At 69.6% G+C, this 11,911-nt stretch carries 13 protein-coding genes; 11 read left to right on the plus strand and 2 right to left on the minus strand.

The genetic code is table 11. The features are described 5' to 3' along the window. A complete protein-coding gene (locus Q9R02_RS11780; RefSeq protein ID WP_305996890.1) occupies positions 1-1,341 on the plus strand; it encodes a M16 family metallopeptidase in 1,341 nt (446 codons plus the stop codon). Between the two features lie 75 nt (positions 1,342-1,416). Here the strand turns inward: Q9R02_RS11780 and Q9R02_RS11785 are convergent, their stop codons facing one another. Together Q9R02_RS11785 and moaA are read right to left on the minus strand one after the other, a co-directional pair. Further along, positions 1,417-1,683, minus strand: coding sequence for a MoaD/ThiS family protein (locus tag Q9R02_RS11785; RefSeq protein ID WP_305996956.1), 267 nt, complete (start codon positions 1,681-1,683; stop codon positions 1,417-1,419). 52 nt (positions 1,684-1,735) lie between these two features. Further along, positions 1,736-2,812 (minus strand): GTP 3',8-cyclase MoaA, encoded by a 1,077-nt coding sequence (gene moaA / locus Q9R02_RS11790; RefSeq protein WP_425279273.1) that lies wholly within the window; start codon positions 2,810-2,812, stop codon positions 1,736-1,738. Positions 2,813-2,953: 141 nt separating this feature from the next. On the opposite strand from moaA, the gene Q9R02_RS11795 reads away from it, so the two are divergent. From Q9R02_RS11795 to Q9R02_RS11840, 10 genes are all read left to right on the plus strand, one after another. After that, positions 2,954-4,549: a molybdopterin-dependent oxidoreductase gene (locus Q9R02_RS11795; protein ID WP_305996891.1), complete on the plus strand. Its 1,596-nt coding sequence runs from the start codon at positions 2,954-2,956 to the stop codon at positions 4,547-4,549. Positions 4,550-4,571: 22 nt separating this feature from the next. Further along, positions 4,572-5,792, plus strand: a complete 1,221-nt coding sequence (locus Q9R02_RS11800; protein ID WP_305996892.1) for a molybdopterin molybdotransferase MoeA — start codon at positions 4,572-4,574, stop codon at positions 5,790-5,792. Next, complete coding sequence (gene moaC, locus Q9R02_RS11805; protein ID WP_305996893.1) at positions 5,789-6,280, plus strand: cyclic pyranopterin monophosphate synthase MoaC; 492 nt, start codon at positions 5,789-5,791, stop codon at positions 6,278-6,280. Before Q9R02_RS11800 ends, moaC begins: the two co-directional genes overlap by 4 nt. After that, positions 6,277-6,771 (plus strand): MogA/MoaB family molybdenum cofactor biosynthesis protein, encoded by a 495-nt coding sequence (locus tag Q9R02_RS11810; RefSeq protein WP_305996894.1) that lies wholly within the window; start codon positions 6,277-6,279, stop codon positions 6,769-6,771. The genes moaC and Q9R02_RS11810 overlap by 4 nt, the downstream gene beginning before the upstream one ends. Continuing rightward, positions 6,761-7,222 carry a molybdenum cofactor biosynthesis protein MoaE gene (locus Q9R02_RS11815; protein WP_305996895.1) on the plus strand — a complete coding sequence of 154 codons (462 nt, stop codon included), beginning with the start codon at positions 6,761-6,763 and terminating at the stop codon, positions 7,220-7,222. The genes Q9R02_RS11810 and Q9R02_RS11815 overlap by 11 nt, the downstream gene beginning before the upstream one ends. A 4-nt stretch (positions 7,223-7,226) precedes the next feature. Further along, positions 7,227-7,931, plus strand: coding sequence for a DNA alkylation repair protein (locus Q9R02_RS11820; protein ID WP_305996896.1), 705 nt, complete (start codon positions 7,227-7,229; stop codon positions 7,929-7,931). Between the two features lie 43 nt (positions 7,932-7,974). Beyond that, complete coding sequence (gene dapB, locus Q9R02_RS11825; protein ID WP_305996897.1) at positions 7,975-8,727, plus strand: 4-hydroxy-tetrahydrodipicolinate reductase; 753 nt, start codon at positions 7,975-7,977, stop codon at positions 8,725-8,727. Then, positions 8,727-9,188, plus strand: coding sequence for a hypothetical protein (locus Q9R02_RS11830; protein WP_305996898.1), 462 nt, complete (start codon positions 8,727-8,729; stop codon positions 9,186-9,188). The genes dapB and Q9R02_RS11830 overlap by 1 nt, the downstream gene beginning before the upstream one ends. A 69-nt stretch (positions 9,189-9,257) precedes the next feature. Next, positions 9,258-10,166, plus strand: coding sequence for a 4-hydroxy-tetrahydrodipicolinate synthase (dapA, locus tag Q9R02_RS11835; RefSeq protein ID WP_305996899.1), 909 nt, complete (start codon positions 9,258-9,260; stop codon positions 10,164-10,166). Positions 10,167-10,210: 44 nt separating this feature from the next. Continuing rightward, the gene (locus Q9R02_RS11840) at positions 10,211-11,902 is read left to right on the plus strand and encodes a ribonuclease J (RefSeq protein ID WP_305996900.1); all 1,692 of its coding nucleotides are present in this window, start codon (positions 10,211-10,213) and stop codon (positions 11,900-11,902) included. Positions 11,903-11,911: the final 9 nt, after the last annotated feature.

Raw genomic sequence — 11,911 nt, forward strand, 5'->3', positions numbered from 1 at the left:
ATGGCAGCCATTGAGCTGCCTCTGAGCGTGGAGCAGGGCCGTTCGGTCCTGCTCCACGCTCATGAGGGGGCAGAAGTACGCCGCACCATCCTCCCCGGAGGAGTGCGCGTCCTGACCGAATCCATGCCGGGCCAGCGCTCGGCGAGCATCGGCTTCTGGGTGGGCGTCGGGTCCCGCGACGAGGTGGAAGGCCAGCACGGCTCCACCCACTTCCTGGAGCACCTGCTCTTCAAGGGCACCCGGCGTCGCACCGCGCTGGAGATCGCCTCCGCCTTCGACGAGGTGGGCGGCGAGTCCAATGCGGCCACGGCCAAGGAGAGCACCTGCTACTACGCGCGGGTGCTGGACCGGGACCTGCCGATGGCCATCGACGTCATCGCGGACATGATCACCGGTGCCGTCCTGGATCCTGACGAACTGGAGCAGGAACGGGAGGTCATCCTCGAGGAGATCGCCATGGACGCGGATGATCCGACGGATGTGGCGCACGAGCACTTCGTCGCCGCCGTCCTGGGCGACCACCCGCTGGGCCGCCCCATCGGCGGCACTCCGGAGGCCATCCGCGCCGTCGCCCGCGACGCCGTGTGGGAGCACTACCAGGACCACTACGGCTCGCACGAGCTCGTGGTGACCGCCGCCGGCGGCCTGGACCACGACGTCGTGTGCTCACTCGTGGAGGGCGCGCTTCGGGAGGCCGGCTGGCCGCTCGACGCGGGGCAGCAGCCGTCGCCCCGCCGTTCCTCAGATCCGGCCGCCATCTCCGGCCTGCCCGGGCTTCACGTGGTCAAGCGCCAGGTGGAGCAGGCCAACATCATCCTGGGCTGCCCCGGACTGGTGTCCAACGACAGCCGCCGCTACGTCATGAGCGTGCTGAACACCGTCCTGGGCGGTGGGATGTCGTCCCGGCTGTTCCAGGAGATCCGTGAGAAGAAGGGCCTGGTCTACTCGACCTACTCCTTCTCCTCGGCCTATGCCGACGCCGGCTACTTCGGCCTGTACGCGGGCTGCAGCCCTGCCAAGGTGGGGCAGGTCATCGGTCTGCTGCAGGCCGAGCTGGAGAAGCTGGCCGCGGACGGGATCACCGAGCTGGAACTCACCAAAGCCAAGGGCCAGCTGGCCGGCGGGATCGTGCTCGCCCTGGAGGACACCGGCTCACGGATGTCGCGCCTGGGCCGTGCCGAACTTGTGTCCGGCGAGTTCCAGAGCATCGACGACACCCTGGCGCTGATCGACGGGGTCACGGCGGAGCAGGTGCTGGAGCTTGCGCGGGAGATGTCCTCCCGCCCCCGCACCATCACCGTCGTGGGACCGTTTGAGGAGACGGAGACCTTCGGGCTCTGATTCTCCGAACCAACTGGTCGGGTCTATCTGTCGTTATGGGACACCCAAAGCGACAGATAGACCCGACCAGTTGGCTTAACCGCCGGCGAAGGGCGGGAGGACGTCCACCGTGTCGCCGGGGGAGAGGGGCTTCTCACGGTCCTTCGCGGCCACGCCGTTGACCAGGAATGAGCTCCGGGACAGGACCCGGGCGAGCTCGGGAGCGGAAGGTTCGACGTCGCGCGGTTGCGCGGTCAGGGTCTCCAGCAGTCCGGCGAGGGTCAACGACGCCGCGGAGTCGTCGAAGCGCTCCTCCTCGGCGCCGGCGGCGGCACGGGCCGCGGCGAAGTACCGTACCGTGATCACGGGTGTCTCCTAAGTCTGGTGCAGAGCAGTCTGATGCGGGAAGAAAAGGTCAGCCGCCGATGGCACTCATGGAGCGGTCCGGCTGGACGAAGTCCGGGGCATCGAGCCCCACGTGGCCCATGCCGTGGGCCTTCGGTTTGACCCACATGGCCTCCTGCCAGCGCAGCGCCAGCTCGGCGTCGTCGGCCCCGGCCCGGAGGTGACTGAGCAGATCGAACTCCTCACGGGAGAACAGGCAGCTCATGATCTTGCCTTCGGCCGTGATGCGGGTGCGCCGGCAATCGGAGCAGAACGGCTCCGTGACGGAGGCGATGATGCCCACGGTGCCCAGGACCTCGCCGGTCTCCCGGGAGCGCACCGTGAAGCGTTCGGCGGGTGCGCCGTCGCGGTTGCGGGGGTCCGGCCCCAGCTCCACGTGCTCCGAGAGCAACTCCCGCGTCTGCGCGGCCGTCACCAGCTTCTCGCGCCGCCAGATGTGGTCCGCGTCCAGTGGCATCTGCTCGATGAAGCGGAGTTCGTAGCCGTGCTCCAGGGCCCAGTGGAGCAGATCCGGGGCCTGGTGGTCGTTCAGCCCGCGCATGAGCACCGCGTTGAGCTTCAGGGGGGTCAGGCCCGCGGCGGCGGCCGCCTCGATGCCGGCCAGGACCTGGTCCAGGAAGTCCCTCCGGGTCAGCTCGGCGAAGGTCTCCTGGTGGATCGAGTCGAGGGAGACGTTGATGCGGCTCAGTCCGGCCTCGGCCAGCGCCTTCGCACGGGATGCGAGGCCCACGGCGTTGGTGGTCATGGAAATCGGGAGATCCGGGTGATCCGAGCGGACCGCGGCGATGATCTCCACCAGTTCCGCCCGCACCAGAGGCTCGCCACCCGTGAGCCGCAGTTCGCGCACTCCCAGTTCACGGACGCCGATCCGCACCAGGCGCCGGATCTCCTCGGGGCTCATGAGCCGGTTCTTCGGCAGCCAGGCAAGCCCGTCGGCGGGCATGCAGTAGGTGCAGCGCAGATTGCACTTGTCAATGAGTGAGATCCGCAGGTCCGTGGCGCGGCGCCCGAAGCGGTCCAGCAGACCCTCGTGCTCCGGCATGGCGATCCTCTCGCCAGAGGGTGCGGGGGACGGCGACCCGGGCATGCCGAGCTGCACGCGTCCGTTTCCAGCCGTCGTGTTCATGTGATTCACACTACGCCAGATGACCGGAAAGAGACCTTTCGGTTCCGTCATATCCTCGCTCACGGAGGCTCCGGAGAGACGCCGCGGACCTACGCTGGAAGCATGAACGGAGAAGCTTCCACCGGGGCGGCCCCCGGGTTCCAGGGCCGGTGGGCCGGCCCCGCCCTCGCCGCCCTCTGCGGCCTTCTGGCGGTGGGTCTCGGCCTTCTGTCCGGGGAACTCCTGAGTGCTTGGCTGAGCCCGTCGGTCTCGCCCCTGAACGCCGTCGGAGCCGTGATGATCGACGCCTTCCCGGGACCTGTGAAGGACTGGGCCGTCGCCAACTTCGGTACCAATGACAAGCTGGTCTTCGGTGTCACCATGCGGGTCATCGTCGCCCTGCTGGCGTGCGCCGCCGGGGTGCTGGAGCGCCGGAAGCGGGGTATCGGCGTGGGCCTGGTGATCGCGATCGGCGTGCTCTCGGCGGCCGCGGGGGCCTCCCGGCCCGACGGTGGCACCACACCGGCGTTCCTCGGCATCCTGTCGGGGGCCGTCGCGGCCATCGTGCTCGCGGTCCTGATCGAGCGTCTGCGTGCCTGGACGGACCGGCCCCGGACTCAGACGCTGCGCTCCGCGAGCGGCACCGACCGCCGTCGCTTCCTGAGCGCCCTGGGCCTGAGCGCCGTCGGCGTCGCCATCCTGGCCGTCGGCACGGCGGTGGCGCAGGGCGCGGTCACCGGTTACCAGAACGCCCGCGCGGCCCTGAAGCTCCCGGCGCCGAAGAAGGCCGCGCCGGCTCCGCCGAGCGACCCGCCGGTGCCCGGCATCCCCAGCTGGACCACCCCGGCGGACTCGTTCTACCGGATCGACACGGCCCTGGTGGTGCCCTTCCCGGACCCGGATACTTGGCGGCTGAGGGTGACGGGCATGGTGGACCAGGAAGTGACCATGACCTTCGCCGAGCTCCTGGCCAAGCCCCTCGAGGAGCACGACGTGACCCTCACCTGCGTCTCCAACGAGGTCGGCGGGAACCTCATCGGCAACGCCCGGTGGCTCGGCTGGCCGGTGCGCGAACTGCTGGCCGAGGCCGGTGTGAAGCCGGGTGCGGACATGGTGCTCTCCACGAGCGTGGACGGCTTCACCGCGGGCACGCCGTTGGCCGCCCTGCAGGACGGCCGCGCAGCGATCCTGGCGGTCGGCATGAACGGGCAGCCCCTGCCGCCGGAGCATGGTTTCCCGGTGAGGATGGTGGTTCCGGGCCTGTACGGGTACGTCTCCGCGACCAAGTGGCTGACGGAGCTGAAGGTGACCACCTTCGCTGCCGACTCCGGCTACTGGATCCCCCGGGGGTGGTCGCCTCTGGGGCCCATCAAGCGTTCCAGCCGGGTGGATGTGCCGCGGGACGGGCAGTCCCTTCACGCCGACGCCGTCCTGGGCGGTGTGGCGTGGGCACAGGGCGTCGGCGTAGCCTCCGTGGAGGTGAGGATCGACGACGGCGCGTGGCGTGCCGCGCGTCTGGGCGGCGACGGGGGAGCGGACTCATGGCGCCAGTGGTGGCTTCCGCTGGCCGAGGCGGCCGGCGGCGTGCCGGGCCACGGGAAGCACACGGTGACCGTCCGGATGACCGGACGCGACGGAACCGCCCAGAGCACCGATCAGGTCCCTCCCGCGCCGAATGGCTCCAGCGGGCTTCACTCGGTCGGCTTCACGGTGTCGTGAGCGTTCCTGCCAGAATGGGGCCATGACGTCATCCCGTGAGTCTCATCACGCGCCCCGCTCCGTCGCCGCGCACGCCGCCGCCGTGGAGGAGCTCCTGAGGCCGGTCGTCGACAGGCTCTCCGGGCACCCGGAGACGGTGCCGCTCTCCGCGGCGCGTGGCCGGGTCCTGGCCGAGTCCGTCACGGCCCCGCTGGATCTGCCGCCCTTCGACAACTCCCAGATGGACGGGTACGCCGCGCGTTCCGTGGACCTCCCGGGCACGCTCCGGGTCGGTGCCACCATCGCCGCCGGTCACAGTGATGCCGCGCTCGCCCCCGAACCGTCGCCGGGCACAGCCGCCCCCATCATGACCGGCGCCATGCTGCCCGCCTGGGCCGACGCCGTCGTGCCCGTGGAAGCCGCGGTCCCGTCCCGCTTCCTGGACGAGGGGGAGGAGATCAGCCTGCCCGCAGCACCCGCCGGCCAGTTCGTGCGGACGCGGGGGAGCGACGTCGCACTGGGATCCGGAGCCCTCGAGGCTGGAACGGTCCTCGGCCCATCCCAGATCGCGTTGCTGGCGGCGCTCGGCGTCGCCCGGGTCTCCGTGCGCCCCCTGCTGAGGGTGGCACTCCTGAGCACGGGGGACGAACTGGTGCCCGTCGGTGAGCCGCTTCCCACGGGCCGGATCCATGACTCCAACGGACCCATGCTGACGGCCGCTCTTCGCGAGGCCGGTGCCGGCGTCGTACAGGCCCATACCCAGGAGGACAGCCCCCAAGGGTTTCGCGACGCCCTGGCCCGGCTGGACGGCGTGGACCTGGTCATCAGCACCGGCGGCGTCAGCCAGGGAGCGTTCGAGGTGGTGAAGCAGGGCCTCTCCGAGGGGGTCGACTTCGTGTCCGTGGCCATGCAGCCGGGCGGTCCCCAGGCGCTGGGGACGGTACGCATCGCGGGCGCCGACGTGCCGTTCCTCGGGTTCCCGGGGAACCCCGTCAGCTCCCTGGTGTCCTTCGAGATGTTCCTCCGGCCGCTCCTGGCCGGGACCCGGCCGCGTATCGCCTTGCGGCTGGAAGGAGCCGCGGACAAGCCTGCGGGGAAACACCAGGTCAGGCGTGGCCGGCTGAACGGGGACCGCGTGACGCTGGTGGGCGGCCCGGGTTCCCACCTGCTGCACGCGCTGGCCCACTCCGACTGCCTGGTGCACCTGCCGGTGGGACTCGGACACGCTCCGGACGGCACCGAGGTGGAAGTATGGGTCCTATGACCGAACCGAGTCCTTTGACGCCGACAGAGCTCACGCACGTCCGTGCGGACGGCAGCGCCCACATGGTGGATGTCTCCGCCAAGGAGGAGACCACCCGCGTGGCCCGCGCCCAGGCCGTCCTGACCACCACCCCCGAGGTGCTGCACCTCCTGGGCGAGGGCGGGCTGCCGAAGGGTGACGCGCTCGCCGTCGCTCGCGTGGCCGGGATCATGGCGGCCAAGAAGACACCGGAGCTCGTGCCGCTCTGCCACCCGTTGCCGCTGGCCAAGGTGACCGTGGACTTCGAACTCGGCGAAGACTCGGTCCGCATCGAGACACTCGTGAAGACCCGCGGCGTCACGGGGGTGGAGATGGAGGCCCTGACCGCGGCGAGCGTCGCCGCGCTGAGCGTGTATGACATGGTCAAGGCCGTGGACAAGCACGCCGTCATCTCGGATCTCAAGGTCCTGGCGAAGAGCGGTGGCAAGAGCGGGGACTGGTCGCTGTGAGCCACGGGCTGCAAAGGAACCGCGCCGGCGTCGTCATCGCCTCCACCCGTGCGGCCGCCGGGCTGGCGGAGGACATGACGGGCCCGGTGATCGCCGACTGGTTGCGTGAGCACGGCTTCGAGCCGGACGAACCGCTCGTGGTGCCCGACGGCGCGGCCGTCGGGGCCGCCCTGCGCGCGCTCCTGCAGGTGGGCTGCGCCGTCGTGCTCACCAGCGGGGGCACCGGCCTCACGCCGGACGACCTCACCCCGGAGGAGACCCTGCCGCTCCTGGACCGGCCGCTGCCCGGAGTCATGGAGGCGATCCGCGCCGCCGGACTGGCCAAGACGCCGTTCGCGGCGCTCAGCCGTGGCCACGCCGGGCTGGCCGGGGACTGCCTGCTGGTGAACCTGCCCGGATCCCCCAAGGGTGTGATGGACGGCCTGGCCGTCCTGGACCCGCTCGTGACCCATATCTGCGCCCAGGCCCAGGGAGAACACCATGACCATTGACAACGAATCGGTGGCGGACGCATCGGCCGGCCACGCCACCGTCCTCTTCGCCGAGCTGAGCGCTGAGGCGATCTCAGCGGACGCCGCGCTCGCCGCCGTGTCCAACGCCCATGCCGGGGCGGTGGTGACGTTCTGCGGCGTGGTCCGGGACCACGACGGCGGCAAGTCCGTGGACCGGCTCGCCTACAGCGCCCACCCGAGCGCGCAGGCGGCGTTGGAGACGATCGTCGACGAACTCGGTGCCTCCCACGGCACGGCGGCCGTCTGGGTCTCCCACCGGGTGGGAGACCTGGCCATCGGAGATGCGGCCCTCGTGTGTGCGGTGGCCACGGCACACCGCCGCGAGGCGTTCGAGCTGTGCTCCGCCATCGTGGAACGGGTCAAGGCCGAGGTCCCGATCTGGAAGGAGCAGTTCTTCACGGACGGCACTGTCGAGTGGGTGGGGATCTGACGGGATGACCGGGGACCAGCCCATTGCCGTGCAGGAGATCCTCGCCGAGCTGGCTTCTCTGGAGGACCCCAGGGTGCGGGAGATCAACGAACGTCACGGAGACGACCACGGGGTGAACCTGAGCCGGCTCCGGGCCGTCGCCAAGAGGCTCAAGGTCCAGCAGCTGCTCGCCCGGGAGCTCTGGGCGAGCGGCGACACGGCCGCGCGCCTGCTCTCACTCCTCATCTGCCGTCCCAAGGACTTCACGGCGCAGGAGCTGGACGCGATGATCCGGGTGGGAAGGTCCCCCAAGGTCCTGGACTGGCTGGTGAACTACGTGGTCAAGAAGAGTCCGCACGCGGACGAACTGCGGACCGCCTGGTTCTCCGACGCGGACCCCGTGGTCGCCGCCGCGGGCTGGGCCCTGACCAGTGCTCGTGTGGTGACCAGTGCCCGGGTGGTCAAGGACCTTGCCGGTCTGGACCTGGACGGGCTCCTGGACCGGATCGAGAGCGACATGAAGGCTGCCCCGGAGCGCCTGCAATGGGCCATGAACGACTGCCTGGCGCAGATCGGTATCCACCACGCGGCCTTGCGGGACCGGGCCCTGTCCATCGGAGAACGCCTGGAGGTCCTGAAGGATTACCCGACCCCGCCGGGCTGCACCTCACCCTACGCGCCGCTCTGGATCGCCGAGATGGTCCGCCGCCAGGAGGAAGCAACCCGCTGACGCCGTTTTCCGTGGCCGGACCGCACGCCGATACCCTTGGACCATGAGCATGAAAGTGGCAGTGGTCGGCGCGGGCGGGCGCATGGGCGGCGAAGCCGTGAAGGCGGTGAACGCGGCCGCGGACATGGAACTCGTGGCGCAGCTGCGCCGTGACGACCCCCTGGAGAGCATTCTCGACGCCGGTGCCACCCACGTGGTGGACCTGAGCGTCCCGGACGCCACCGAGCGCAATGTGCGCTTCGCCGTCGCGCATGGCCTGCACGCCGTGGTGGGCACCACCGGCTGGTCCGCGGAGAAGCTGGAGTCGCTGCGTGAGCTGCTGGCCACCACCCCGGGCGTCGGTGTCCTGATCGCCCCGAACTTCGCTCTCGGCTCCGTCCTGGCCAGTGCGTTCGCCGCCAAGGCGTCCCGTTATTTCGAGTCCGTGGAGATCGTGGAACTGCATCACCCGGACAAGGTCGATGCTCCGTCCGGTACCGCCGCCCGCACTGCCGAACTGATCGGCGCCGCCCGTGAGGAAGCCGGAGTCCCGGCCAGCCCGGACGCCACGCAGAGCGATCCGCTCGGCGCACGCGGCGCCGTCGTCGATGGAGTCCATGTGCACAGCGTCCGCCTGCGTGGTCTCGTCGCCCACCAGGAGGTCCTCCTCGGAGGTCCCGGCGAGCAGCTCACCCTCCGCCACGACTCCTATGACCGCGCCTCCTTCATGCCCGGCGTGCTCCTGGGCCTCCGCGAGGTGTCCACCCGTCCGGGCCTGACCCACGGTCTGGACGGCTACCTGGATCTGGGCCTCTGATGGGGGAGTTCTGGGTCCGCAACCGCACCAAGATCTGGGTGGGGGCCATCTCGCTCCTGCTGGTCTTCTACCTGGTGGTCACCTTCGAGCGAGCCGTGCTCCTGCTCGGCGATCCGAACCCGATGGCGAAGGCCATGGGTGCCGGGTACCTCCTGCTGCCCGTGGTGGGCGCCTGGGCGCTCGTGCGCGAGCTTCTGTTCGGCTCCCGCACGGAGAAGATGGCCAGGATCCTGGAGGACGAGGGCGGCCTGCCGCCGGACAACCTCCCACGGACCCCGGGCGGACGGATCGTCCGCGAGGCGGCCGACGCGGAGTTCGTGAAGTACCAGCGAGAAGCGGAGGCGGCGCCGGAGGACTGGCGCAGCTGGTTCCGTCTGAGCTGCGCGTACGACGCCGCGGGCGACCGCCGTCGGGCCCGGGCGGCCATGAGGGACGCGGTGGGCCTCTTCCGCAAGGCGTGAGCGCGCCGCCGCGTCCCGTCATACGGGCCGTGTTTCTGTGCACCTGCCGATTCGGGATAATCTACTGACATGGCTGTTTCTGGTACACACACCCCCCGCCTCGGAACTCTTCTGACCGCCATGGTCACCCCGTTCACCGACGACGGCGTGGTGGATTACCAGAAAGCCGCCGAACTCGCCGAGCACCTGGTGAACGGCGGCTGCGACGGCCTGGTGGTCACCGGCACCACGGGTGAGACCTCGACGCTGACGGACGAGGAGAACCTCGGCATGTTCCGCGCCGTCAAGGAGGCAGTGGGGGACCGTGCCGCGATCATCGCCGGCACCGGCACCAATGACACCGCGCACTCGATCCAGCTCTCCCGCCGCGCCGCCGAGCTCGGTGTGGACGGCCTGCTGATCGTCACCCCGTACTACAACAAGCCGAGCCAGGCCGGTGTGAAGGCCCACTTCGAGGCCGTGGCCGGCTCCACCGAGCTCCCGGTCATGCTCTACGACATCCCGGGCCGCTCCTCCGTGGAGATCGCGCCGGAGACCATGATCCGCCTGGCCGAGCACCCCAACATCGTGGCCGTCAAGGACGCCAAGGCCGACTTCGCCAAGGCCACCCGCGTCATGCGGGAGACGGACCTGGTCTTCTACTCGGGTGACGACGGCCTCACCCTGGAGTGGATGGCCCTCGGCGCCGTCGGACTCGTGGGTGTGACCACCCACGTCGCCACCGCCAAGTTCCGCGCGCTGATCGACGCCGTGAACGCCAACGACCTGGCCACCGCCCGCGCTCTGAACTTCGAGCTCGAGCCCGTGGTCCGTGCCACCATGACCCGCGCCCAGGGCGCCGTGGCGGCAAAGCAGATTCTTCAGTGGCAGAACGTCCTGCCCAACTCGCGTGTCCGGCTGCCGCTCGTGCAGCTGGATGACGCGGAGCAGACCATCATTCGTGAAGACTTGGCGGAGGCCGCATGGGTCCTGGGCTAGAACATCCCGGAACCTGCGTGGCTGCCGCCGGAAAGTAGCCTGACATGACCCAACTCGCGTTCCCGCACCTCACCACGCCTCCGGCCCTGCCGAAGGACACCCTCCGGATCGTGCCGCTCGGCGGCCTGGGTGAGGTGGGGCGCAACATGGCCGTGTTCGAGATCGGCGGCAAGCTGCTGATCGTCGACTGCGGCGTGCTCTTCCCCGAGGAGACCCAGCCCGGCGTGGACCTGATCCTGCCGGACTTCAGCTACATCGAAGACCGCCTGGATGACGTCCTGGCCGTGGTGCTGACCCATGGTCACGAGGACCACATCGGTGCCGTGCCGTACCTGCTGCGGCGGCGCGCCGACATCCCCCTGGTGGGTTCCCAGCTGACGCTCGCCCTGGTGGAGGCCAAGCTGGTGGAGCACCGTATCCGCCCGTACACCATGGTGGTGGAAGAGGGCCAGGTGGAGCAGTTCGGCCCGTTCAACTGCGAATTCGTGGCGGTGAACCACTCCATCCCGGACGCCCTGGCCGTGTTCATCCGCACCGCCGGCGGCACCGTGCTGCACACCGGCGACTTCAAGATGGACCAGCTGCCGATGGACGGCCGCATCACGGACCTCCGCCACTTCGCCCGCCTGGGCGAGGAGGGCGTGGACCTGTTCATGTCCGACTCGACGAACGCCGAAGTCCCCGGTTTCACCACCGCGGAGAAGGAGATCGGCCCCACCCTGGACCGCGTCTTCGGCCAGGCCGAGAAGCGCATCATCGTGGCCTCCTTCTCCTCTCATGTGCACCGCGTGCAGCAGGTGCTCGACGCCGCGAAGAAGCACGGGCGTTCCGTGGCCTTCGTGGGGCGTTCCATGGTGCGCAACATGCAGATCGCCGCGAAGCTCGGCTACCTCGAGGTGCCGGACGGCATCCTGGTGGACCTCAAGAACATCGACAAGTTCGCGGACAACAAGATCGTGCTCATGTCCACCGGTTCCCAGGGCGAGCCGATGGCCGCACTGTCCCGCATGGCCAATGGCGACCACCGCGTCGCCGTGGGTCAGGGGGACACCGTGATCCTGGCCTCCAGCCTCATCCCGGGCAATGAGAACTCCGTGTTCCGTATCATCAACGGCCTGCTCAAGCTGGGCGCGAACGTGATCCATAAGGGCAACGCGAAGGTGCACGTCTCCGGCCACGCGGCCGCGGGTGAACTTCTGTACTGCTACAACATCCTCGAACCGGTCAACGCCATGCCCGTGCACGGCGAGACCCGTCACCTGATCGCCAACGGGAAGATCGCCGAGGAGTCCGGCGTCCCGACGGAGAACATCGTCCTGGCGGACAACGGGACCGTGGTGGACCTGCACGACGGCCTCGCCAACATCGTGGGCCAGGTGGAGGTCGGCTTCGTCTACGTGGACGGCTCCAGTGTCGGCGAGATCACCGATGCGGACCTCAAGGACCGCCGCGTCCTGGGTGATGAGGGCTTCATCTCCATCATCACCGTGATCAACCGCACCACGGGCAAGATCGTCTCCGGCCCCGAGATCCACGCCCGCGGCGTGGCCGAGGGCGACGACGTGTTCCAGGAGATCATCCCCAAGATCAACGCCGCCCTGGAAGAGGCCGTCGCGGACCGCAAGGACCACACCACGCACCAGCTCCAGCAGGTGGTGCGCCGCGTGATCGGCACCTGGGTGAACCGCAAGCTGCGCCGGCGCCCCATGATCATCCCGGTGGTCCTGGAGGCCTGAGCCAGCCGC

The sequence above is a fragment of the Arthrobacter horti genome (assembly GCF_030731045.1).
GTDB classification, from domain to species: domain Bacteria; phylum Actinomycetota; class Actinomycetes; order Actinomycetales; family Micrococcaceae; genus Arthrobacter_E; species Arthrobacter_E nanjingensis.

Coding starts and splice junctions, on each gene's coding strand:
- Q9R02_RS11780 (WP_305996890.1), top strand. CDS start 1: ATGGCAGCCATTGAGCTGCCTCTGAGCGTGGAGCAGGGCCGTTCGGTC.
- moaA (WP_425279273.1), bottom strand. CDS start 2,812: ATGCCCGGGTCGCCGTCCCCCGCACCCTCTGGCGAGAGGATCGCCATG.
- Q9R02_RS11795 (WP_305996891.1), top strand. CDS start 2,954: ATGAACGGAGAAGCTTCCACCGGGGCGGCCCCCGGGTTCCAGGGCCGG.
- Q9R02_RS11800 (WP_305996892.1), top strand. CDS start 4,572: ATGACGTCATCCCGTGAGTCTCATCACGCGCCCCGCTCCGTCGCCGCG.
- moaC (WP_305996893.1), top strand. CDS start 5,789: ATGACCGAACCGAGTCCTTTGACGCCGACAGAGCTCACGCACGTCCGT.
- Q9R02_RS11815 (WP_305996895.1), top strand. CDS start 6,761: ATGACCATTGACAACGAATCGGTGGCGGACGCATCGGCCGGCCACGCC.
- Q9R02_RS11820 (WP_305996896.1), top strand. CDS start 7,227: ATGACCGGGGACCAGCCCATTGCCGTGCAGGAGATCCTCGCCGAGCTG.
- dapB (WP_305996897.1), top strand. CDS start 7,975: ATGAGCATGAAAGTGGCAGTGGTCGGCGCGGGCGGGCGCATGGGCGGC.
- Q9R02_RS11830 (WP_305996898.1), top strand. CDS start 8,727: ATGGGGGAGTTCTGGGTCCGCAACCGCACCAAGATCTGGGTGGGGGCC.
- dapA (WP_305996899.1), top strand. CDS start 9,258: ATGGCTGTTTCTGGTACACACACCCCCCGCCTCGGAACTCTTCTGACC.
- Q9R02_RS11840 (WP_305996900.1), top strand. CDS start 10,211: ATGACCCAACTCGCGTTCCCGCACCTCACCACGCCTCCGGCCCTGCCG.